Annotated in this window: 20 protein-coding genes; all 20 read right to left on the reverse strand. The window is 54.1% G+C overall.

What is annotated here, in order from left to right:
• Positions 1-24 precede the first annotated feature (24 nt).
• The 20 genes from secM to ilvI all read right to left on the reverse strand — a co-directional run bounded on the left by secM (position 25) and on the right by ilvI (position 22,664).
• Positions 25-528 (reverse strand): secA translation cis-regulator SecM, encoded by a 504-nt coding sequence (gene secM, locus AC0XWG_RS03435; protein WP_075204721.1) that lies wholly within the window; start codon positions 526-528, stop codon positions 25-27.
• Between the two features lie 279 nt (positions 529-807).
• Positions 808-1,725 (reverse strand): UDP-3-O-acyl-N-acetylglucosamine deacetylase, encoded by a 918-nt coding sequence (lpxC, locus tag AC0XWG_RS03440; RefSeq protein WP_028016687.1) that lies wholly within the window; start codon positions 1,723-1,725, stop codon positions 808-810.
• A 101-nt stretch (positions 1,726-1,826) separates the two neighbouring features.
• Positions 1,827-2,978, reverse strand: coding sequence for a cell division protein FtsZ (gene ftsZ, locus AC0XWG_RS03445; RefSeq protein WP_008501978.1), 1,152 nt, complete (start codon positions 2,976-2,978; stop codon positions 1,827-1,829).
• 63 nt (positions 2,979-3,041) lie between these two features.
• The gene (gene ftsA, locus AC0XWG_RS03450; protein ID WP_006173845.1) at positions 3,042-4,298 is read right to left on the reverse strand and encodes a cell division protein FtsA; all 1,257 of its coding nucleotides are present in this window, start codon (positions 4,296-4,298) and stop codon (positions 3,042-3,044) included.
• The gene (ftsQ, locus tag AC0XWG_RS03455) at positions 4,295-5,137 is read right to left on the reverse strand and encodes a cell division protein FtsQ (protein WP_008501979.1); all 843 of its coding nucleotides are present in this window, start codon (positions 5,135-5,137) and stop codon (positions 4,295-4,297) included. Before ftsQ ends, ftsA begins: the two co-directional genes overlap by 4 nt.
• A 1-nt stretch (position 5,138) precedes the next feature.
• Complete coding sequence (locus AC0XWG_RS03460) at positions 5,139-6,059, reverse strand: D-alanine--D-alanine ligase (RefSeq protein ID WP_128348251.1); 921 nt, start codon at positions 6,057-6,059, stop codon at positions 5,139-5,141.
• The gene (gene murC, locus AC0XWG_RS03465; RefSeq protein WP_028016685.1) at positions 6,052-7,527 is read right to left on the reverse strand and encodes a UDP-N-acetylmuramate--L-alanine ligase; all 1,476 of its coding nucleotides are present in this window, start codon (positions 7,525-7,527) and stop codon (positions 6,052-6,054) included. Before murC ends, AC0XWG_RS03460 begins: the two co-directional genes overlap by 8 nt.
• Before the next feature lie 57 nt (positions 7,528-7,584).
• Entirely contained in the window at positions 7,585-8,649 is a 1,065-nt protein-coding gene (murG, locus tag AC0XWG_RS03470; RefSeq protein ID WP_049005271.1) for an undecaprenyldiphospho-muramoylpentapeptide beta-N-acetylglucosaminyltransferase, read from the reverse strand.
• Positions 8,646-9,890, reverse strand: a complete 1,245-nt coding sequence (gene ftsW, locus AC0XWG_RS03475; RefSeq protein ID WP_028016683.1) for a cell division protein FtsW — start codon at positions 9,888-9,890, stop codon at positions 8,646-8,648. The genes murG and ftsW overlap by 4 nt, the downstream gene beginning before the upstream one ends.
• Positions 9,890-11,206: a UDP-N-acetylmuramoyl-L-alanine--D-glutamate ligase gene (gene murD, locus AC0XWG_RS03480; protein ID WP_128348250.1), complete on the reverse strand. Its 1,317-nt coding sequence runs from the start codon at positions 11,204-11,206 to the stop codon at positions 9,890-9,892. The genes ftsW and murD overlap by 1 nt, the downstream gene beginning before the upstream one ends.
• 2 nt (positions 11,207-11,208) lie before the next feature.
• A complete protein-coding gene (gene mraY, locus AC0XWG_RS03485; RefSeq protein ID WP_008501985.1) occupies positions 11,209-12,291 on the reverse strand; it encodes a phospho-N-acetylmuramoyl-pentapeptide-transferase in 1,083 nt (360 codons plus the stop codon).
• Positions 12,285-13,643, reverse strand: a complete 1,359-nt coding sequence (murF, locus tag AC0XWG_RS03490; protein WP_128348249.1) for a UDP-N-acetylmuramoyl-tripeptide--D-alanyl-D-alanine ligase — start codon at positions 13,641-13,643, stop codon at positions 12,285-12,287. The genes mraY and murF overlap by 7 nt, the downstream gene beginning before the upstream one ends.
• Complete coding sequence (gene murE, locus AC0XWG_RS03495) at positions 13,640-15,127, reverse strand: UDP-N-acetylmuramoyl-L-alanyl-D-glutamate--2,6-diaminopimelate ligase (protein WP_257246802.1); 1,488 nt, start codon at positions 15,125-15,127, stop codon at positions 13,640-13,642. Before murE ends, murF begins: the two co-directional genes overlap by 4 nt.
• Positions 15,114-16,880, reverse strand: coding sequence for a peptidoglycan glycosyltransferase FtsI (locus tag AC0XWG_RS03500; protein WP_028016678.1), 1,767 nt, complete (start codon positions 16,878-16,880; stop codon positions 15,114-15,116). Before AC0XWG_RS03500 ends, murE begins: the two co-directional genes overlap by 14 nt.
• Before the next feature lie 15 nt (positions 16,881-16,895).
• Positions 16,896-17,261: a cell division protein FtsL gene (gene ftsL / locus AC0XWG_RS03505; RefSeq protein ID WP_014830643.1), complete on the reverse strand. Its 366-nt coding sequence runs from the start codon at positions 17,259-17,261 to the stop codon at positions 16,896-16,898.
• A complete protein-coding gene (gene rsmH, locus AC0XWG_RS03510; protein WP_028016677.1) occupies positions 17,258-18,199 on the reverse strand; it encodes a 16S rRNA (cytosine(1402)-N(4))-methyltransferase RsmH in 942 nt (313 codons plus the stop codon). Before rsmH ends, ftsL begins: the two co-directional genes overlap by 4 nt.
• A gap of 2 nt (positions 18,200-18,201) precedes the next feature.
• The gene (mraZ, locus tag AC0XWG_RS03515; RefSeq protein ID WP_021240528.1) at positions 18,202-18,660 is read right to left on the reverse strand and encodes a division/cell wall cluster transcriptional repressor MraZ; all 459 of its coding nucleotides are present in this window, start codon (positions 18,658-18,660) and stop codon (positions 18,202-18,204) included.
• Between the two features lie 599 nt (positions 18,661-19,259).
• A complete protein-coding gene (gene cra / locus AC0XWG_RS03520; protein ID WP_028016676.1) occupies positions 19,260-20,267 on the reverse strand; it encodes a catabolite repressor/activator in 1,008 nt (335 codons plus the stop codon).
• Between the two features lie 179 nt (positions 20,268-20,446).
• Positions 20,447-20,938 carry an acetolactate synthase small subunit gene (gene ilvN / locus AC0XWG_RS03525; RefSeq protein WP_028016675.1) on the reverse strand — a complete coding sequence of 164 codons (492 nt, stop codon included), beginning with the start codon at positions 20,936-20,938 and terminating at the stop codon, positions 20,447-20,449.
• A gap of 1 nt (position 20,939) precedes the next feature.
• The gene (gene ilvI, locus AC0XWG_RS03530) at positions 20,940-22,664 is read right to left on the reverse strand and encodes an acetolactate synthase 3 large subunit (RefSeq protein ID WP_128348247.1); all 1,725 of its coding nucleotides are present in this window, start codon (positions 22,662-22,664) and stop codon (positions 20,940-20,942) included.
• Positions 22,665-22,974: the final 310 nt, after the last annotated feature.

Here is a 22,974-nt window from a genome sequence, read left to right on the forward strand (position 1 = left end):
AATTAAGGTATTGAAAAAGTTAATTTAACTGAGGCGTTGAGGCCCGGCGCGAATACCGTGAACCTGGCTAATCCATGTTGAAACGGAGAATGAGGCAGGAGGAACGAACGCGAATCGCGCCGTTTGACGCACCATGACCGGTGGCTGGCTATCCTGAGTGAGCAGCGCATTGAGCGTATCGAGCAGGGCAAGATGCTGAGCCTGCTCCGGCCGCGCCGTTTCAGCAACAGGCATTGCCTGCGGTGCCATCGCAAATGACAAATGGCGGATAACCGTGCGAATGGCGTGCTGGTGCCAGTAATCTACTGAGAAATTCGGGCGGCGACTGGCTTCAAGCCACGCGAGGTTCGTAAAATTAACCCGCGTATTGAGATCGTGTTTGGTTGTGGAGGTTTTCGGCGGTGTCGCTGCTTCAGCACTGTTACTGAGCGCAGGCAAGCCGAGACTCGCCGCGACCATCCCTAATAAGAGATGCGGCCAGAAGTAACGTCTGCCAAATTGTCGCCAGCGCGTCAGTATTCCGCTCACTTGCTCCACCACATAAGTCAGCCTTTACAAGCTGAAGTCAGTTATTCTTTTAAGCGCCCAGATATTACCACTAAAGCCAATACACAGCAGCAGGAATGACATACTACTGCGGGGAAAAACGGTCAAGAATGCAGCTAACGCACAGATTTTCAACGTATGGCAACGGGTTGAGGGACTGAGGGCAAAAATGAAGATAGGTATAAATAAAAACGACTGGTTCCCCTGGTCGGAGAGAGTACCAGGTTAACCAGTCGATTTTTTACGAAACGGCTTGTACCGTTACGCCAGAACCGTGCTTGGTGCTTTAAACGCCAGAGGCAGCTCTGCTTCGTCTTCGAAGGTCACATATTCCCAGGCTTCCTGTTTTGCCAGGACGGCCTGCAACAGTTTGTTGTTCAGTGCATGACCGGATTTGAACGCGGTAAATGCACCAATGATGTTGTGACCACACATGAACAGGTCGCCAATAGCGTCCAGCATTTTGTGACGAACGAATTCATCTTCGAAACGCAGGCCGTCTTCGTTCAGTACGCGATAATCGTCAACAACGATGGCACAATCGAAGCTGCCGCCCAGGCACAGGCCGCGGGACTGCAGATATTCGATATCACGCATGAAGCCAAATGTACGGGCACGGCTGATCTGGCGCATGAATGCATCAGCAGAGAAGTTCATCGCATAGCGTTGGGTGCTGGAATCAATCGCCGGATGGTTAAAGTCGATGGTAAAGTCCAACGAGAAACCATTGTACGGTTTGAATTCAGCCCACTTGTCGCCATCTTCGACACGAACGGTCTCTTTGATGCGAACAAATTTCTTCGCGCAGTTCAGTTCTTCGATGCCAGCATCCAGCAACAGATAAACGAACGGAGCAGCACTACCATCCATAATCGGGATTTCTGGCGCATCAACTTCAACAATAATGTTGTCGATACCCAGACCCGCCAGGGCGGCGTTCAGGTGCTCTACGGTAGAAATCCGCACGTCATGCTCATTCACCAGACAAGTACAGAGCATAGTATCACGCACAGATTTGGCATCGGCCGGAAAATCTACCGGTGGATTCAAGTCGGTGCGACGATAGATGACCCCGGTATTGGCCGGCGCAGGGCGTAACGTCAGTGTGACTTTTTTGCCGGTATGTAAACCGACGCCAGTCGCCTGAACGATACGTTTAAGTGTCCTTTGTTTGATCATCGTATAATCTCGCCAAATTAACTATCCAACCGAGAGTGTATATCACTAACGGTGGGCCAGTTTAGCACAAAGAGCGCAAATCCCCAAATTCCAGCCAATTCTTAGTCAGCTTGCTTACGCAGGAATGCCGGGATATCCAGATAATCTGGTTCTTTCGCAGTTTGCGGTGTTGGGTCATTAACCACTTTCGCGGCCGGCTTCTGCTCCTGAGTCAAAGGAGACATACCGTGCTGCTGGTAACGGTCCATTACCGGTTGCTGAGTCTGTTTGTTAGTCACCAGCGTGATTTCAGGACGCTTGTCCATACCGATACCGGTGGCAACCACAGTCACGCGGAGTTCGTCGTTCATTTCTGGATCAAGGGAAGTACCGATTACCACGGTCGCATTGTCAGAGGCGAACGCACGAATGGTGTTACCCACGGTTTCGAACTCATCCAGACGCAGGTCAAAGCCAGCGGTAATGTTGACCAGCACGCCGCGCGCACCAGACAAGTCGATATCTTCCAGCAGTGGAGAAGAGATAGCCATTTCAGCCGCTTCTTCTGCACGGTCTTCACCGCTCGCCACGCCAGAGCCCATCATCGCGTAGCCCATTTCGGACATCACGGTGCGAACGTCTGCAAAGTCAACGTTCATCAGGCCAGGACGGGTGATCAGTTCGGCGATACCCTGAACCGCGCCTTTCAGCACGTCGTTTGCTGCGCCAAAGGCGTCCAGCAGGGAGATACCGCGACCCAGAACTTTCAACAGCTTGTCGTTCGGGATGGTGATCAGAGAGTCCACATGTTTGGACAACTCGGTGATACCCTGCTCCGCAAAGGCCATGCGCTTCTTGCCTTCAAAGTTGAAAGGCTTAGTCACAACAGCAACGGTCAGGATACCTAAATCTTTCGCAACTTCAGCCACAACAGGTGCAGCACCAGTACCGGTACCGCCGCCCATGCCTGCTGCGATGAAGACCATGTCCGCACCTTCCAGTGCAGCACGCAGGGCTTCACGATCTTCTTCAGCCGCATTGCGACCGACTTCCGGGTTAGCCCCAGCGCCCAGCCCTTTGGTGATACCACCGCCGATCTGGATAGTCTGGCCAACAGCCGTTTTACGCAGTGCCTGCGCATCGGTGTTAACCGCAAAGAATTCAACGCCTTCAATGCGCTCGCGCACCATATGCTCTACGGCGTTACCGCCGCCGCCACCGACGCCGATGACTTTAATCACCGCGTCGTTGGTCAGTTCCATAGGTTCAAACATAATTTCTCTCTCCGTTGTGCCTGTCGCCCGAGACCGCTAATTCTCTCCGGTCTCTTAAAAAAATTAAAACTCTTTTCGCAACCAGTTGTTCAGTCGTTTGACCCACGACCCCACTGAGACGCGTTTTTCCACTTCTGCTTCGCCACTGAGATGAGATTCTTTCCCATAGTGAAGCAGGCCCACAGCCGTTGAATAATAAGGCTCCTGAGCATAATCCGTTAAACCGGTGATATTCAGTGGCGCACCAATACGCACCTGCGTATGGAACACGCGCTGAGCACAGGCTGCAAGACCTTCAATTTGCGCTGCACCGCCGGTTAATACAATCCCCGCCGCGAGATGATGCTTAACACCCTGCTGACGAAGCTGTTCCTGTAACTGTAAAATCTCTTCGTTGACGAGATTGAGCAGCTCGGTATAGCGCGGCTCGATCACCTCTGCCAGCGTCTGGCGTTGCAGACTGCGCGGTGGACGACCACCTACGCTTGGCACTTCAACGCTCTCATCTTTCCCAACGATAGACCCCAGCGCACAACCATGGCGCACTTTAATCGCTTCTGCATCGCTCGGTGGCGTACCAAAAGCGTAAGCAATATCGCTGGTCACAACATTCCCTGCGTAAGGGATCACTTTGGTGTGGCGCAGAGCACCGCCGGTATATACGGCCATGTCCATTGTACCACCACCAATATCGACCACACAGACGCCCAGTTCACGTTCATCTTCGGTCAGCACGGAATAACTTGCCGCCAGACCGGCGAAAATAAGTTGGTCAACTTTCAGGCCACAACGTTCAACAGCTTTTACAATGTTCTTCGCCATATCGTTGTGACATGTGATCAGGTGCACTTTTGCCTGCATACGCACGCCAGAAAGACCTACCGGGTTCTTGATACCCTCCTGGTAGTCGATGGCATATTCCTGCGGGATCACATGCAGTACGCGATGCTCATCGCGGACACGCACGGATTTCGCCGTATGCACAACGTTTTCAACGTCTTCCTGTGTTACTTCTTCTTCAGAAATCGGTACCATACCGATTTCGTTCTGGCAGCTAATATGCTTACCAGAAAGGGCCAGATAGACAGAAGAAATCTGGCAATCTGCCATCAATTCAGCCTGATCGATGGCGCGCTGTACGCATTTCACCACCGATTCAAGATCGTTTACCCCACCTTTATCCATACCACGGGACGGGCAACTGCCCACGCCAATGATATTGACCATACCGTCGGGCAGAACTTCCCCTACTAAAGCGGCAACCTTCGCGGTGCCAATCTCCAGTCCAACTACCAGTTTTCTGTCCGTCGCCTTGATCATTGTTGTTCTGCCTGTACCTGTGCCTGATTCTGCTGCTGATTAGGTTCCTCGACCGGAGCCGGTACCCAACCGACTGCTGCGCCTGAGTCATAGCGCAAATCAACGTAGCTTATCCGTTTGCCGTCAGTCTGTGCCTGCTGCTGTAAAACCGGGTAAAGTTCTACAAAACGCGCCAGACGCTTCATTGTGTCGCCGCGACCCAGGTTAAGCTTTATGCCGTTCGTTAACGTCAACTGCCAGGAGCGGCGTGCCGTCATGGCAGCATCTTTTAACGTGAACCTGTCTTTCGCCAGCACCTGTCCCATTTCGCGAAAACCCTGTAACACTTCATTTTCGCTACCTTCAGGGCCATACAACATCGGTAGATTTTGCTTGTTGACACGATCGGTCGGGACGCTGAAGGAATTTCCGTCTACGTCAACCATGTGCTGATCATTCCAACGCGCAATGGGCACATATTCAACCAGATGAATCTTCAATTCATCAGGCCATTGCTTTCTTACACTCGCCTGTTTTATCCACGGCAGACGTTCAATCTGGCTCTGGATAATATTGACGTCCTGAGTCATAAAGGTGCCAGGCGATCCCAGCGCCAGAATTGACTGGCGAATATCATCGTTTCGCGTGTAGTGACGTTCACCGGTGACCACCAGCTTAGAAAGCGGTAACCGTTGTGCGTCTTCCATCCAGCCCAGGACCATCCAGCCGCTGATAAACACGGTGCACAGCACCCCGAGCAGGAAAATAATCCCTGCAAGACGCGTTCCATTACTCCGGCGTGAAGAAGTGTATTCTTCTTCGTCATCGCGGTTGCGTGTGTTCAATGCAGCCTGAGACATATCAGCCCGCCTGGTCCAGAATACGTACGACTAACTGTGAGAAACTCATTCCCGCCTGACGCGCAGCCATCGGCACAAGGCTGTGGCTGGTCATGCCTGGCGAAGTATTGGCTTCCAGCAGGTAAAATTGGCCATCACTGTCGAGCATGACATCAATGCGTCCCCAGCCGCGGCATCCTAGAACATTCCAGGCTTTAAGCACCAGGGACTGTAAATCTGCTTCACGTTCTGCTTCAAGACCACTTGGGCAGAAATATTGCGTCTCATCAGAGAGATACTTCGCCTCATAATCATAGAAGACTCCAGCGGGTTGGATACGAATTGACGGTAAAATTTCTTCGCCAAGCATCGCAACGGTAAATTCCGGTCCGCTGAGCCATTTCTCAATCAGAACTTCTTCATCATGTTGAAATGCCAGTTCTAAAGCGGCTGATAAATCTTCAGCTTTATCAACTTTGGACATCCCAACACTTGAACCTTCCCGACTCGGCTTAACAATAACCGGTAAGCCCAGATCAGCAATGCGTGTATTAACGCTATCCGACAGGCCCAATTCAAATTCGCGACGCGTCAGTGCAACCCATGGCGCGACAGGCAAGCCTGCCCCCTGCCACAGCAATTTGCTGCGCAGTTTATCCATAGAGATCGCGGAAGCCATCACGCCGCTGCCGGTGTACGGCATGCCGATTAAATCCAGCAACCCTTGCAGGGTACCGTCTTCGCCACCACGACCGTGCAGCGCGATAAAGACCTTATCGAAACCCATCGCTTTCAGTTGCGTCACATCCGTCTCTTTCGGATCGACCGGATGGGCATTGACGCCACCTTCACGCAGACCCGCCAGCACCGCCGCACCGGAATTCAGGGAAACCTCGCGCTCTGCGGAGGTACCACCAGACAGGACAGCAATCTTATCAGCCATGATGCTCATCCTCCTGGGTTTGCGGCTTCAGTTTGATTTCGGCTAAGGTACGGGCGATTTTGCCGATATTTCCGGCACCCTGAATCAGAATTAAATCGTTACCTGTCAGTACCGGTGCCAGAATTTCTGCCACCTGCGCCGGGTCAGAAACCAGAATAGGGTCCACTTTCCCGCGGCCACGAATGGTGCGACATAATGAACGGCTGTCAGCACCTGGAATCGCGGTTTCGCCTGCAGAATAAACATCCAGCATTAACAGGGTATCGACCTGTGAAAGCACGCTGGCGAAGTCGTCATACAGATCGCGGGTACGCGTGAAGCGGTGCGGCTGGAAGATCATGACCAGATTCTTGTCAGGCCAGCCAGCGCGCGCGGCTTTGATAGTCGCGTCCACTTCGGTCGGATGGTGGCCGTAGTCGTCCACCAGCATCGCGGTACCGGCTTTACCATTCACGGCGTCCAGCGGGAATTCACCGAGGAAGTCGAAACGACGGCCAGTCCCCTGGAAGCTCTCCAGCGCCCTCAGAATCGCCTCGTCATCAATACCTTCTTCCGTTGCAACAGCAACGGCCGCTGCCGCATTCAGGGCGTTATGACGGCCTGGCGCATTCAGCGTCACGTGCAGCAGTTCTTTGTCCTGACGCGCGAGGGTGAAATGCCCCTGCGCACCAATCTGTTTGTATTCTTCCACACGGACATCAGCATCTTCGCTGAAACCATAAGTGGTGATTTGACGCCCGACACGCGGCAGCAGCTCGCGGATCACGGGATCGTCCACGCACATCACCGCGCGTCCATAGAACGGCAGGTTATGCAGGAAGTTGATGAAAGTCTGTTTTAAGTTCTCGAAGTCACCCTGGTAGGTATCCATATGGTCAGCTTCGATGTTAGTGACAATCGCCACCATCGGCTGCAGGTGCAGGAACGACGCGTCGCTCTCATCTGCTTCCGCAATCAAATAACGACTGTGTCCCAGACGCGCATGTACGCCTGCGGCTTTGACCAGACCACCATTGACGAACGTCGGGTCGAGACCCGCTTCCGCATAAATACTGGAGACCATCGCCGTGGTCGTGGTTTTACCGTGGGTACCGGCAATGGCGATACCGTGGCGGAAACGCATCAGTTCCGCCAGCATTTCTGCACGGCGGATCACCGGAATGCGCGCTTCATGGGCGGCAACAATTTCCGGGTTGTCAGAGGAGATGGCGCTCGATACCACCACCACGCTCGCATCGCGCACGTTTTCCGGGCGATGGTTGAAATAGATAGTCGCCCCAAGCGACGCCAGTTGCTGCGTAACAGGGTTTGGCGCGAGGTCAGACCCGCTGATCTGATAACCTTCGTTAGCTAACACTTCGGCAATACCGCCCATGCCAGCACCACCGATGCCAACAAAGTGAATGTGCCGGACGCGACGCATCTCGGGCACGATTGAACGCAGTTTTGCCAGTTGTTGTGTATTCATTCTCTAAACGCCATCGACTACTTAAAAATTCGTGCAGCGCAACACGCGCTGCGAGGGTTAAGCCTGGGCAGCCAGGCTCACTTCTTTTGCCACCCGTTCCGTCGCATCAGGAATAGCGGTCGCGCGCGCGCGTTCTGCCATCTCCAGTAATACGTCTCTGTTCCAGCCCGCCAGGGTGGTGGCGACCGCATCGGCGGTAAATTGTGGCTGCTCAAATATTTTTGCGGCACCCGCTTTCTCAAGCGGCAGCGCATTCCAGTACTGCTGTCTGTCTTTGTGCTGGAACGGCACAAACAGCGCGGGTAAACCGGCGGCGGCGATCTCGCTCACCGTCAGCGCGCCTGAGCGACAAACGACGACATCGGCCCAGGCGTATGCTGCTGCCATGTCATCAATAAACTCCGTAACGTTATGCTGCGACTGCCCCGCTTCGGCGTAAGCCTGCTCAACGGTCTGCTGAGCACCTTTTCCGCTCTGGTGCCAGATGGTAACGGCATCCCCCAGTTTTGCAGCAACCTGCGGCATCGTCTGGTTTAAGATGCGCGCGCCCTGAGAACCGCCGACGACCAGCACACGAACCGGCCCTTCACGGCCCGTCAGGCGAGCATCCGGCAGCGGCAGTGCCAGCACATCCACACGAACCGGGTTACCCACGACGTCCGCTTTCGGGAACGCGCCGGGAAACGCCTGCATGACTTTGGTGGCAATTTTCGCCAGCCATTTGTTAGTCAGGCCGGCAATTCCGTTCTGCTCATGCAATACGACAGGGATACCTAACGACCATGCAGCCAGCCCGCCAGGACCAGACACATAACCGCCCATGCCCAGTACCACATCCGGCTTAAAGCGCTTCATGATGGTGCGCGCCTGACGCCAGGCGTTAAAAATCCGCACCGGCGCCAGGAGTAGCGCCTTGATACCTTTGCCACGCAGGCCGGAAATACGAATAAAGTCGATCTCGATCCCGTGCTTCGGCACCAGATCGGCTTCCATGCGGTCTGCGGTTCCAAGCCAGCGAACCTGCCAGCCCTGATCCATTAAATGGTGCGCAACCGCCAGCCCCGGGAACACATGTCCTCCGGTACCGCCTGCCATCACCATTAACCGCTTCGGTTGATTCATCGTGAACCTCGTGTAAACGCCTGGGCTTTCTCCAGACGCGTCTCATAATCTATGCGTAACAAAAACATGATGGCTGTCGACATGATCAACAGACTCGAACCACCATAACTGATCAACGGCAACGTCAGGCCTTTGGTCGGCAGCATACCTGCTGCGGCCCCGACGTTAACCAATGCCTGGAAACTAAACCAGATACCAATTGAGCAGGCTAAGAAACCTGAGAAACGGTGATCGATTTCCAGCGCTTTTCGGCCAATAGACATGGCGCGGAAAGCGACGAAGAATACCATTAATAGCGCTAATACCACACCGATATAACCCAGTTCTTCCGCAATAATGGAGAAGATGAAGTCAGTATGCGCTTCCGGTAAATACTCCAGCTTTTGAACGGAATTGCCCAGGCCTTGCCCCCAGACCTCACCACGTCCAAAGGCCATCAACGACTGAGTCAGCTGATAACCGCTGCCGAACGGGTCTTCCCACGGGTTCCAGAAGGATGTCACACGGCGGATACGGTAAGGCTCGGCGAGGATCAGCAGCACAACCGCCGAAATCCCCATCCCGATGATAGCGATGAACTGCCACAGCTTCGCACCCGCCAGGAACAGCATCGCCAGGGTGGTAACGAACAGAACGACAACGGTACCGAGGTCAGGCTGCGCCAGCAGTAATACCGCCAGCACCAGAATCACGCCCATCGGCTTTAAGAAGCCGCGCAGATTGTTACGCACTTCATCCACTTTACGCACCAGGTAGTTAGCCAGGTAGCAGAACAGGGAGAGTTTGGTAAATTCCGCAGGCTGAATACGCAGCGGGCCAAAGGCAATCCAGCGCGATGCCCCGTTTACGGAGCTCCCCACCACCAGAACGATCAGCAGCATGATGATCGAAGCAATCAGCATTGCCGTACTGTGCCGCTGCCAGAACTCCATCGGCAGACGTAAAGTCACCAACGCCAGGCAGAATGCCAGGATGATGTACAGACCATCACGCTTGGCAAACAGGAAAGGATCGTTCGCCAGACGCTGTCCAACAGGCATTGAGGCCGATGTCACCATAATAAAACCGACCGCTGCCAGCCCCAGCGTGAGCCAGAACAGCGTGCGATCGTACATGATCAGGCTGTCGTTATCTTTTTGACGAGAGCCCATCACCCAGCCTTTCAGTGCCGCAAACAACCACACCAGGATCCCAAATCCTGGCAGGCGCGGCATTCTCAGGCGAGGGAGAGATAAACGCATCAGCCTAACTCCTTCGCCAGGCGGGTAAAGACATCACCACGCTGTTCGAAATTCTTGAATTGGTCGAGACTGGCGCACGCCGGAGAGAGCAGTACCATATCGCCAGGCTTCACACGTGGGGCAATCAGACGCATAGCCTGTTCCATGGTTTCGGTTTGCTCGGCTACCTCAGGGCGCAGTTCAGCCAGTTCACTGCCGTCACGACCAAAGCAGTAGAGACGAATGTTATCGCCAGTAAGATACTGCTTCAGGGAGGAGAAATCGGCTGACTTACCGTCGCCGCCCAACAGCAGATGCAGCGTGCCGTCAACGTGCAGGCCGTTCAGCGCAGCCTCAGTGCTGCCCACATTGGTAGCTTTGGAGTCGTTAATCCAGCGAACGCCGTTATGCTCCAGCGCCAGTTGGAAACGATGCGCCAGACCGGAAAACGTGGTCAACGCTTTCAGGCTGGAAGAACGCGGTAAACCCACCGCATCCGCCAGCGCCAGTGCTGCCAGGGCATTGGTATAGTTATGCTGACCGGAGAGTTTCATCTCTTTGACGTTCAGCACTTTCTCACCTTTTACCCGCAGCCAGGTTTCCCCTTGCTGACGGTTCAGGTGGTAATCACCCATGGTAATACCGAAGCTAATGCAGCGTTCATCCGCCCCACGCACTGGCATGGTCAGCGCGTCATCCGCATTGACCACACAAACTTTGGCATTTTCATACACGCGCAGCTTGGCAGCACGGTACTGCTGCAGACCAAATGGATATCTGTCCATATGATCTTCGGTCACATTAAGGATCGTCGCAGCGGCAGCGTGCAGGCTGGAGGTCGTTTCCAGCTGGAAGCTGGAAAGCTCGAGGACATATAGTTCACAGCCTTTGTCCAGCAGCATCAGCGCTGGCAGGCCGATATTACCGCCTACCCCTACGTTCATGCCTGCAGCTTTCGCCATCTCACCCACCAGCGTGGTTACGGTGCTTTTGCCGTTAGAACCGGTAATGGCAATAACCGGTGCCTGTGCTTCGCGGCAGAACAGTTCGATATCGCCGACAATCTCAACGCCCGCATCAGCAGCAGCGCTCAGTGACGGATGCGCCAGCGCCATACCCGGGCTGGCGACAATCAGATCGGCTGCCAGCAACCAGTCATCATTCAGACCACCAAGGTGGCGTTCAACCTGTTCCGGCAGCTTGTCCAGACCCGGCGGGGAGACACGCGTATCCATCACCCGTGGCGTCACGCCGCGTGCGAGGAAAAAGTCCACGCAGGAAAGGCCGGTAAGGCCCAACCCGATGATAACGACTTTTTTGCCCTGGTAATCTGCCATGATTAACGTACCTTCAGCGTTGCCAGGCCAATCAGCACCAGCATCAGCGAAATAATCCAGAAGCGCACAATGACGCGCGGTTCTGGCCAGCCTTTCAGTTCATAGTGGTGGTGGATCGGTGCCATACGGAAGATGCGCTGACCACGCAGCTTGAAGGAACCGACCTGCAAAATCACCGACAGGGTTTCAACCACAAACACACCACCCATGATCACCAGCAGGAACTCCTGACGCAGCAGAACGGCAATGATGCCGAGCGCACCGCCCAAAGCCAGGGAACCGACATCACCCATAAAGACCTGCGCCGGGTAGGTGTTGAACCACAGGAAGCCCAGTCCCGCACCGACAATCGCCGTACAGACGATTACCAGCTCACCCGCGTGTCGCAGATAAGGAATGTGCAAATAGTTGGCAAAGTTCATGTTACCGGTCGCCCACGCTACCAGCGCAAAACCCGCGGCCACGAAGACGGTTGGCATAATCGCCAGACCATCCAGTCCATCGGTCAGGTTGACGGCATTACCGGTACCAACAATGACGAAATACGCCAGCAGGATGTAGAACAACCCAAGTTGCGGCATCACGTCTTTAAAGAACGGTACCACCAGCTCGGTGGCCGGTGTGTCTTTTCCAGCCAGGTACAGCGCAAAGGCCACGCCCAGCGCAATCACCGACATCCAGAAGTACTTCCAGCGGGCGATCAGGCCCTTGGTGTCTTTACGCACCACTTTGCGGTAGTCATCGACAAAGCCAATAATGCCGTAGCCAACCAGGACGGTCAGTACACACCAGACATATGGGTTGGACGGGTACGCCCACAGCAATACTGACACCACAATGGCGGTCAGGATCATGATCCCACCCATGGTAGGGGTACCACGTTTGCTGAAGTGCGACTCCGGACCATCGTTACGCACGACCTGGCCAAAAGAGAGTTTTTGCAGACGGGCAATCATGCGCGGGCCCATCCACAATGAGATGAACAGCGCAGTCAGCAGGCTGACAATGGCGCGAAACGTCAGATAGGAAAAGACGTTAAAGCCTGAGTAATATTTGACCAAATGCTCGGCCAGCCAAACTAACATGTCCCGTTCTCCTGTAATGCGTGCACAACCTCTTCCATGGCGGCACTACGTGAACCTTTCACAAGTACTGTCACAATTTGTTTTTCTGCAATCAACGCGTTGAGGCGTTTAATCAACGCAGCTTTATCGGCAAAATGCTCGCCAACGCCGCTGGCCTGGCTAATCGCCTGGCTCAGTTTTCCTGCGCTCAATACGCAGTCCAGTCCCGCCGCTTTCGCCGCTTCACCGACCTGAGTGTGGCAGGCTTCGCTTTCGTCGCCCAGCTCAGCCATATCACCCACTACCATGATGCGGTAGCCCGGCATCTCAGACAGCACCTGCACCGCAGCCGTCATCGAACCGACGTTCGCGTTGTAGGAGTCATCCAGCAGCAGTTTGTTGTCAGCAAGCTGGATAGGGAACAAGCGTCCCGGTACGGCTTTTAAATTTGCCAGCCCGGTTTTAATCGCTTCATGCGAAGCACCTACCGCTGTCGACAATGCCGCCGCCGCAAGTGCATTGGCGATATTATGGCGACCCGGCAGTGGCAGCAGAACATCGACGCCCCCGGTTGGGGTAGTGAGCGTGAATTCCGTGCCATGCGACGTCACATGAATATTGGTTGCGGTAAAATCACTGTTGGCCGCATTCGGCGAAAAGCGCCAGGTTTTACGCGAGCCAATAATGCTCTGCCAGTTCAGCCAGTCATTGTTGTCGGCATTCATAATGGCAATGCCGTCAACAGGCAGGCCGGTATAGATCTCACCTTTCGCTTTCGCCACACCTTCCAGCGAGCCAAAGCCTTCCAGATGCGCAGCCGCCAGGTTATTCACCAGCGCCGCTTCCGGGCGAGTCAAACTCACGGTCCAGGCAATTTCACCCTGGTGGTTTGCCCCCAGCTCGATAACAGCAAATTCGTGCTCTTTGGTCAGGCGAAGTAATGTCATCGGCACGCCGACGTCATTATTGAGGTTGCCTGCGGTATAAAGCGTATTTCCGCACTGACTCAGAATGGCTGCGGTCATTTCTTTCACAGACGTTTTGCCAGAGGACCCGGTCAGGGCCACGACGCGAGTAGGGACTTGCTGTCGCACCCATGCCGCCAGCTCGCCAAAAGCGAGACGCGTATCCTTCACCACAATCTGCGGCAGATCGACAGCCAGTTTACGGCTAACCAGCAGCGCACCAGCGCCATTTTCTTTGGCCTGCTGTGCAAAATCATGCGCGTCAAAACGCTCACCTTTTAGCGCCACAAACAGACAACCTGCAGTGACTTTGCGGGTGTCGGTCGTCACGGCGTCAATGGTCAGATCCTGACCCAGCAATTCGCCGTGCAGTACCGCAGCAGCCTGACTTAACGTGATGCTAATCATGCCACCACTCCCAGCAGACGTGCTGCCGTTACGCGGTCCGAGTAGTCCAGACGACGATTGCCAACAATCTGATAATCTTCATGGCCTTTACCGGCCAGCAGCACCACGTCATTTTCCTGCGCCTGCATGATGGTGTTCGTTACCGCTTCGGCACGACCTTCAACAACACGCGCACGACCTGCGTCCAGCATACCTGCCAGAATATCGTTGATAATGGCACGCGGCTCTTCGGTACGCGGGTTGTCATCAGTTACGACAGGAATATCCGCGAATTGCTCAGCAATGGCACCCATCAACGGACGTTTGCCTTTGTCGCGATCGCCGCCGCAGCCAAACACGCACCAGAGTTTACCGGCACAGTGCAGGCGCGCCGCTTCCAGCGCTTTTTCCAGCGCATCCGGCGTGTGGGCATAATCAACGACCACGGTCGGTTTACCTGGCGCGCTAAACACTTCCATGCGGCCACAAACCGGCTGCAGACGTTCGGCAGTTTTCAGCAGTTCAGCCATCGGATAGCCCAGCGCCAGTAATGTTGCCAGGGCCAGCAGCAGGTTGCTGACGTTAAACGCCCCCATCAGGCGGCTTTCAATTTCCCCTTCACCCCAGGAAGAGGTAAAGCGGATGGTGGCACCGCTATCGTGGTAGTTCACCTTAACGGCCTTCAACCAGCGACCATGGCAGTTGGGGTTAATATGATCTTCCATTGACACCGCAACCGCATCCGGCAGCTTCGCCAGCCAGCGACGACCTACTTCGTCGTCGGCGTTGATGATGGCTTGACCACAATGATGCGTGGAGTAGAGCAGCCATTTTGCGGCTTCGTAATGCTCCATATCACCATGATAATCGAGGTGATCGCGGCTCAGGTTAGTGAACACAGAGGCTGCAAATTTCAACGCCGCCACACGGTGCTGTACCAGTCCATGCGAAGAAACTTCCATTGCAGCAAAGGTTGCCCCCTGCTCTGCCAGACCAGCAAGGACATGCTGTACATCAACCGCTGATCCGGTGGTATTTTCCGTCGGGCTCACTTTGCCCAGCAGGCCATTGCCTACGGTCCCCATCACCGCACCGGTTTCACCCAACAGTTGCGCCCATTGCGCCATGAGTTGTGTGGTGGTGGTTTTTCCGTTTGTTCCCGTCACGCCAACCAGACGTAATTGGTCGGAAGGTTCGTGGTAGAAACGCCCCGCCAGCGCGGAAAGACGCTCATTTAACTGGCTGAGATAGATAACCGGCACCCCGTGCATCTCACGGATCTCACCGTCGGTTGCCTCATCTTTGGCCTCAGCAATAATGGCAGCAACACCTTGCGCAATCGCCTGCGGGATATAACGACGCCCGTCCGCCTGATGACCGACCACCGCCACAAAAAGATCGCCAGATGCAGCCACGCGGCTGTCCAGTACCATTTCTCGCAGTGCTCGCTCCGGTGCATTTGGCACCCACGGAGCGAGAAGGTCGCGCAAATTACGATCTGCCACCTGTACCCTCGCCTTGATTAATTACAAATTCACTTTTTTCGCCCGTCGCCAGCGCATCCGGTTCGATATTCATGGTGCGCAATACGCCGCCCATAATAGCCCCGAACACAGGCGCGGAGACGGCGCCGCCGTAGTATTTACCCGCCTGCGGATCGTTAATGACGACCACCAGCGCAAAACGCGGATTGCTTGCAGGCGCAACGCCTGCGGTATAGGCAATGTATTTGTTGATATAGCGGCCGTCTGGCCCCACTTTTTTCGCCGTACCGGTTTTAATCGCGATACGATAGCCTTTGATCGCCGCTTTTACGCCACCGCCACCAGGCAGTGCCACGCTTTCCATCATATGCACAACGGTACGAACGATAGATTCCGGGAAGATTCTCTCTCCAGGAACCGGTGGATCAACTTTGGTAATCGACAGCGGACGATAAACGCCGTAGCTGCCAATCGTTGCGTAGACTCGCGCTAACTGTAACGGGGTTACCATTAGCCCGTAGCCGAAAGAGAAGGTGGCCCTCTCTATGTCAGACCACCGTTGTTTTTGAGGATATAAGCCACTGCGTTCTCCGACCAACCCCAAATTGGTCGCCTTTCCCAGTCCAAAACGTGAGTAAGTCTCTACTAACGCTGAGGACGGCATCGCTAACGCCAGCTTTGAAACACCGACGTTACTCGACTTCTGTAACACCCCGGTCAGGGTTAATTCGCTGTAGCGTGCCACGTCTTTAATCTCGTGGCCGTTAATACGGTAAGGGATCGTGTTCAGAACCGTGTTTTCATTGACGATGCCTCGCTGCAGCGCCGTCATCACCACCATCGGTTTCACCGTCGAGCCCGGCTCGAACACGTCGGTGATCGCCCGGTTACGCATCGCGTCTTTTGCGGTGCCGGTAAAGTTGTTCGGGTTGTAGGATGGACTGTTGGCCATCGCCAGCACTTCGCCCGTGCTGACATCCACCAGCACGGCGCTACCTGACTCCGCTTTGTTGAAAGCAACGGCATTGTTCAGCTCGCGGTAGACCAGCGCCTGCAAGCGCTCATCAATACTCAGCGCCAGGTTGTGTGCCGCCTGGCTGTCCGTGGACGAGATATCTTCGATCACGCGACCATAGCGGTCTTTACGCACGATTCGCTCGCCCGGCTGGCCGGTGAGCCACTTATCGAAACTTTTTTCAACACCCTCAATCCCCTGGCTATCGACGTTAGTGAAGCCAATGAGGTGAGCAGTTACTTCGCCGGAAGGGTAATAACGACGGGATTCCTCACGAAGATGAATGCCCGGCAGTTTCAGTTTGCGAATGTAGTCAGCCATGTCAGGGTTCACCTGACGCGCCAGATAGATAAAACGCCCTTTCGGGTTAGCGTTGACGCGGGAGGCAAGCTGGTCCAGCGGCATTTTCAGAGCATCGGAGAGCGCTTTCCAGCGGTTATCGAGGGTGATCCCCCCGGCATCGTGCAGCTCTTTCGGGTCAGCCCAGATCGCTTTGACCGGCACACTCACCGCCAACGGACGGCCTGAGCGGTCAGTGATCATCCCGCGGGAGGTCGAGACCTCCTGGACACGCAGAGAGCGCATATCGCCCTGACGTACCAGCATGTCAGGCGCGACGATTTGTAACCATGCCACGCGTCCCAGCAGAAAACCCAGTGCCAGTAAAATGCAGCCGCAAAGCAACGCAAAACGCCAACTGACAAAGTTGGCCTGTTCTTCCTGACGTTTTGGTTTTAGCGTTTTTGCCGCTGCTTTCATGCGTCGCGTTTTCCCTTATTTTTGTACTACGATATTTTCCTGGGAAGGATCAACATGCTGCAGTTGCAGCTTTTCCGTTGCGATCCGTTCAACCCGGCTGTGATCGCCGAGCGCGTTTTCTTCAAGGATCAGATTTCGCCATTCAATATCCAGCGCATCGCGTTCCAGTACCATCTGCTCGCGCTGCGCAGTTAATAAACGAGTGTGGTGGGCTGTGGTGACCACCGTTACTGCCGTCACAATGATGCAAATGAACAAGCAGAGTGGCAGCTTCCCAAACCGCAAAAGATCGTCGCCGATCACGCCAGGCAAGGCATGGCGCTCGTTGCTTCCTAACGAATCCTTAACTTTGCTTAGGGTCTCTGTCACTCTGCTGATCATGCGTTCGTCCTCTCTGCAACACGCAGCACTGAACTACGGGCACGTGGATTCTCTGCCACCTCTTCTTCGCCCGGCATCAACTTGCCTAATGCTCGCAACTGACGGCCACCCAGCTTCCTGAGTTGTTCTTCCGTCATCGGCAGCCCCGCTGGGACTTGTGGACCGCGGCTTTGTTCACGCATAAAGCGTTTCACAATACGGTCTTCCAGCGAATGGAAGCTGATGATGGATAACCGCCCACCCGGGGCCAGCACGTCGAGCGAGCTTTTTAGCGCCAGCTCTATTTCCTCCAGTTCACTGTTTACCCAGATGCGAACCGCCTGGAAGGTACGGGTCGCGGGATGTTTGTGTTTATCCTTCACCGGTGTCGCCGCAGCGATCACCTCGGCCAGCTCTTTAGTGCGGGTCATTGGCTCAATGCGGTTGCGTTCAACAATGGCGCGCGCAATACGTTTGCCAAAGCGCTCCTCGCCGAAGGTTTTGATTACCCATGCAATATCGGCTTCGTCAGCAGTCTGTAACCACTCAGCGGCAGATTGGCCACGAGTCGGGTCCATACGCATGTCCAGCGGACCATCACGCATAAAGGAAAAGCCACGTTCAGCGTCATCAAGCTGTGGTGAAGAGACGCCAAGATCGAGAAGAATCCCGTCGATCTTGCCCGTCAGGCCGCGCTCAGCAACATATTCCGCGAGCGCAGAGAAAGGTCCATGCACGATGGAAAAGCGTGGGTCATCGATGGTTTGCGCCACGGCAATCGCCTGCGGATCGCGATCGATTGCCAGCAGACGTCCTTCCGCTCCAAGTTGGGAGAGGATCAAACGCGAATGGCCACCGCGACCAAAAGTGCCATCAATGTAGATGCCATCCGGACGAATATTCAGGCCGTTAACGGCCTCGTCCAGTAACACCGTTGTATGTTTATAATTTTCCATCATATTTATAGAGACAAGTCCTGCAGCCGTTCCGATAATGTTGCAGAATCAGACTGCTCAGCGTCGATATCTTCCTTGACCTGTTGATACCAGGTCGTTTCGTCCCACAGTTCAAACTTGTTGAACTGCCCGACCAGCATCACTTCTTTGGTCAGACCGGCATGTTGCCGCAACACAGGTGCAATCAGTAATCGCCCTGCGTTATCCATCTGACACTCACTCGCATGTCCCAATAACAACCGCTGCACGCGGCGTTCCTGTGGGTTCATGCTCGACAGTCGCGACAGCTTTTGCTCAATAATTTCCCATTCAGGCAAGGGGTAAAGCAGCAGGCAGGGGGAGTTAATGTCAATGGTGCAAACCATTTGACCCGCAGCGTTCTCAATCAGCTGGTCGCGGTATCGGGTTGGTACCGATAAACGCCCTTTGCTGTCGAGATTGACTAACGTAGCTCCACGGAACATGCCAGTCTCACCCCTCCTCACCACTTTAACCCACAAATTCCCACCTAAAGGAGTTTACGGAGCGAGGGAAAAGCTTGTCAAGCCAGGACTCTCCCTGTAAGGACTCAAATGCCCTCTATTTACAGAGTTAAACAGTCCTGGTTAATAACTGCACAACTGGCGAGGCAAAATTAACGTTATGAATATTTGTAAGAAAAAAACCGAATATGCACACGAGCGTTAAGACTCACTCAATATCATCGCAGATAAATATAAAGTGTCAGTTTGCGACGCGGGCAGCATTTTATGACAGATTCTCAGGGGATAACAGCGCCAGATTCATCACCGCGCTCGATAAGCACGGCGGCTGGCATGCAAGCGGACACAGGAGAAGGAAAAACGTCTGAATATTCATCGACCGAATAGGCTTTGTAACAAAACAATACAAAAATAGGTGCTTAAACCCGCTTAAAAGTTCTTTGACGCTCATTTTAAAAGTCAAAATGAATTAAGAGAAATAGCCGATTATGATTCCTAAGGAATTATCCTAATTTCTGTCAGGGAATTATCTCTGCGAATTATTACAACAAAATGGGGCAGATTTCGCCGCCCCAGTCATTTCATTTGTTGCGGCTTAAAATTCCGCGATGGTAGAGATTACGTTTGATACGAGTCAGGCCCGGCTTCGGTTTCCGCGGCTCATCCAGGCTCGCCAGCACAATCTCCAGTACACGTTCAGCCACATCACGATGACGTTGCGCCACCGCCAGCACCGGGCACTGGAGGAAATCGAGCAGTTCGTTATCACCGAAAGTGGCAATGGCCAGGTCTGATGGCAGCTTACCTTCCCGACGTAAGGTCACATCCATTACACCTTGCAGAAGAGCAAACGAGGTGGTGAACAATGCCTGAGGCATCGGGTGCGTCTCCAGCCATTTCTCGAACAGCTGCGCGGCTGCTTCACGTTCATAGCTGTTAGCATAGAGATAGTGAACCTCACGCGGATCGTCTTTCCAGGCGGTCCTGAATCCCTGTTCACGGAGGAAGCTCACAGACAGCTCCGGCAGCGCGCCAAGATAAAGCACGGTTTCAGCCGGAAAGGTTCTTAGCTCTGCAGCCAGCATTTCCGCATCATCCTGATCGGCTCCCACAACACTGGTGAAGTGTTCGCGATCCAGGGCGCGATCCAGCGCAACAATCGGGAACGAATCGTTAGCCCAGCGCTGATAAAACGGATGCTCTGGTGGCAAAGAGGTCGAAACGATGATGGCATCCACCTGACGCTGGAGCAGGTGCTCAATGCAGCGCATCTCGTTGTCGGGCTGGTCTTCCGAGCAGGCAATCAACAATTGATAACCACGCTGGCGAGCCTGACGTTCAAGATAGTTAGCGATACGGGTGTAGCTGGTGTTTTCCAGATCCGGGATCACCAGACCAATAGAGCGGGTGCGCCCGGCACGCAAACCGGCTGCGACAGCATTCGGATGGTAGTTATGTTCACGAACCACCGCCATAACTTTTTCAACGGTCTTATCGCTGACACGGTACTGCTTTGCTTTACCGTTAATCACATAGCTGGCCGTTGTTCGTGACACGCCGGCTAGCCGGGCGATTTCATCCAGTTTCACAATTGCCCCTTAAAAAAAGAAAAGAGTCCATGGCCCTGTCAAGGTTATGGTTAAATCTTTTAACATCTAAACGCAGAAAAGCCTTCGCGGCAACCGCTTTTATCTGCGTTGTCGGCTGATTACGCAAAAAAAAGCCCGGCTTTGGTGACCGGGCTGAAAGAGGCGAACCTTTTTGACAACTAACGCATGATTTTCTCGCCGCGTGACAGGCCAACAACGCCCGATCTCGCGACCTCAACAATTTTTGCTACATCCCGCACGGACGCCAGGAAAGCATCCAGCTTGTCACTTGTACCGACCAGTTGAACCGTATAGAGGGAAGGCGTGACGTCGATAATCTGCCCACGGAAGATATCCGCACTGCGTTTGACCTCCTCACGTCCGTAGCCGGTGGCCTGGATTTTCACCAGCATGACCTCACGCTCAACATAGGCCCCCTGCCCCAGCTCGCTCACGCGCAGTACATCAACCAGCTTATGCAGTTGCTTCTCAATTTGCTCAAGCACTTTGGCATCGCCGACGGTTTGAATGGTCATCCGCGACAGCGTCGGATCGTCCGTCGGTGCAACGGTCAGGCTTTCAATGTTATAGCCGCGCTGCGCAAATAGCCCAATGACGCGCGACAGTGCGCCAGACTCGTTTTCCAGTAACACAGATAATATCCGGCGCATATCAGGTTCTCTCCGTTTTGCTTAACCACATTTCATCCATACCACCACCGCGAATATGCATTGGATAAACGTGCTCGGTCCCATCAACAATCACATCCATAAAGACGAGGCGGTTGTTTTTAACGTGTTCAAGCGCTTCAGCGAGCTTCGTTTCCAGCTCAGCTGGATCTGTCACCCGTATGCCAACGTGACCGTAAGCTTCAGCAAGACGAACAAAATCCGGCAGTGACTTCATGTACGACTGAGAGTGGCGACCAGAGTAGATCATATCCTGCCACTGCTTCACCATACCCAGGTAGCCGTTATTCAGGTTCAGCACGAGAACCGGCAGTTCATACTGCAGCGCGGTAGACAACTCCTGAATGTTCATCTGGATACTGCCGTCCCCGGTTACGCAGACGACGGTTTCATTCGGCAGTGCCAGCTTCACGCCCAGCGCCGCAGGTAGACCAAAGCCCATCGTTCCTAAGCCGCCCGAGTTGATCCAGTGTCGCGGTTTATCAAACGGGTAATACAGGGCGGCAAACATCTGGTGCTGCCCCACGTCTGAGGTCACGTAAGCCTCACCTTTCGTCAGTCGCCACACCGCTTCGATAACCGCCTGCGGCTTAATGTTTTCGCTTTGCGTGTCATATTTCAGACACTGGCGCGCACGCCACCGATCAATCTGCTGCCACCAGTCACGGATCTCATCCAGCGGCTGGGTAGCGTTCTCCTGGGCCAGCAGATCCAGCATTTGCTCCAGAACCTGACGAGCATCACCGACGATCGGCACATCCGCCGACACCGTTTTTGAAATTGACGTCGGATCGATATCAATATGCAGCACGGTAGCGTTCGGACAATACTTCGCCAGATTGTTGGTAGTACGATCGTCAAAGCGCACCCCGACCGCAAAGATCACGTCAGAATGATGCATAGTCATGTTGGCTTCATAGGTACCGTGCATACCCAGCATTCCCAGCGCCTGAGGGTGGGTGGCCGGGAATGCCCCGAGCCCCATCAGCGACGACGCAACAGGAAGGTTAAGCTTTTCAATCAGTTCACGAAGCTGTACTTCGCAGGCAGAATTGATCGCCCCTCCGCCGACATAAACCACCGGTTTTTTGGCCGCCAGAAGCGTTTGCAACGCTCGCTTGATCTGACCTTTATGCCCCTGCGTTGTTGGGTTATAAGAGCGCATGCTGACCGATTCTGGCCAGACATAAGGCAGCTTGTTTGCAGGGTTCAGAATATCTTTAGGCAGATCGACCACCACCGGTCCCGGACGCCCGCTTGCCGCTAGCCAGAAGGCCTTTTTCAGGATGCCAGGAATTTCTTCGGTTTGCTTTACCAGGAAGCTGTGCTTCACAACGGGACGCGAAATCCCCACCATGTCGCACTCCTGAAACGCATCGTAGCCGATCAGTGAGGTCGCCACCTGCCCGGAGAGGATCACCAGCGGGATAGAGTCCATATACGCCGTTGCAATACCGGTGATGGCGTTAGTTGCACCAGGACCTGACGTGACTAAGACCACGCCCACTTCACCCGTCGCACGTGCCAGGCCGTCAGCCATGTGTACTGCCGCCTGCTCGTGGCGTACCAGAACATGGTCAATGCCACCTACCGTATGCAGCGCATCATAAATATCAAGGACTGCGCCGCCAGGGTAGCCGAACACTTGCTTCACGCCCTGATCGATAAGCGATCGCACGACCATTTCCGCGCCAGACAACATCTCCATGCTTTGCCTCCAGGCATTTTGTTATAGACGGACTGCCGAATTCATTTCCGCACCGTCTTACTATTGGGATGAACCAATCTTATATTTTGCAGAGTGATCCTTACCTTAACCGCTCGTTATGAGGCAGGCAATTAGCAAACCGGCAGAGAGAAGAGGTACTTAAAGCAGAAAAAACAGACATTGGGAGGCGATGTGGTCAATTCATCTGGCATTAGAGGATGCGATGATAAATCATCGCTAAAAAGCGCGATGATTTAGTAATTCATCTATTTTTGCGAGCCTGATAGCAGCCAAAAAAAATCACAACAGA

Source organism: Enterobacter sp. DVT3837, from assembly GCF_056238685.1.

Bases quoted from the DNA above. Each gene is read 5' to 3' on its own strand.
- ilvN (WP_028016675.1), bottom strand. From the start codon at position 20,938: ATGCGCCGGATATTATCTGTGTTACTGGAAAACGAGTCTGGCGCACTG.
- ftsZ (WP_008501978.1), bottom strand. From the start codon at position 2,978: ATGTTTGAACCTATGGAACTGACCAACGACGCGGTGATTAAAGTCATC.
- ftsW (WP_028016683.1), bottom strand. From the start codon at position 9,890: ATGCGTTTATCTCTCCCTCGCCTGAGAATGCCGCGCCTGCCAGGATTT.
- ftsL (WP_014830643.1), bottom strand. From the start codon at position 17,261: ATGATCAGCAGAGTGACAGAGACCCTAAGCAAAGTTAAGGATTCGTTA.
- murC (WP_028016685.1), bottom strand. From the start codon at position 7,527: ATGAATACACAACAACTGGCAAAACTGCGTTCAATCGTGCCCGAGATG.
- murG (WP_049005271.1), bottom strand. From the start codon at position 8,649: ATGAATCAACCGAAGCGGTTAATGGTGATGGCAGGCGGTACCGGAGGA.
- ilvI (WP_128348247.1), bottom strand. From the start codon at position 22,664: ATGGAGATGTTGTCTGGCGCGGAAATGGTCGTGCGATCGCTTATCGAT.
- AC0XWG_RS03500 (WP_028016678.1), bottom strand. From the start codon at position 16,880: ATGAAAGCAGCGGCAAAAACGCTAAAACCAAAACGTCAGGAAGAACAG.
- lpxC (WP_028016687.1), bottom strand. From the start codon at position 1,725: ATGATCAAACAAAGGACACTTAAACGTATCGTTCAGGCGACTGGCGTC.
- mraY (WP_008501985.1), bottom strand. From the start codon at position 12,291: ATGTTAGTTTGGCTGGCCGAGCATTTGGTCAAATATTACTCAGGCTTT.
- ftsQ (WP_008501979.1), bottom strand. From the start codon at position 5,137: ATGTCTCAGGCTGCATTGAACACACGCAACCGCGATGACGAAGAAGAA.
- murF (WP_128348249.1), bottom strand. From the start codon at position 13,643: ATGATTAGCATCACGTTAAGTCAGGCTGCTGCGGTACTGCACGGCGAA.
- rsmH (WP_028016677.1), bottom strand. From the start codon at position 18,199: ATGATGGAAAATTATAAACATACAACGGTGTTACTGGACGAGGCCGTT.
- AC0XWG_RS03460 (WP_128348251.1), bottom strand. From the start codon at position 6,059: ATGGCTGATAAGATTGCTGTCCTGTCTGGTGGTACCTCCGCAGAGCGC.
- mraZ (WP_021240528.1), bottom strand. From the start codon at position 18,660: ATGTTCCGTGGAGCTACGTTAGTCAATCTCGACAGCAAAGGGCGTTTA.
- murD (WP_128348250.1), bottom strand. From the start codon at position 11,206: ATGGCAGATTACCAGGGCAAAAAAGTCGTTATCATCGGGTTGGGCCTT.
- ftsA (WP_006173845.1), bottom strand. From the start codon at position 4,298: ATGATCAAGGCGACGGACAGAAAACTGGTAGTTGGACTGGAGATTGGC.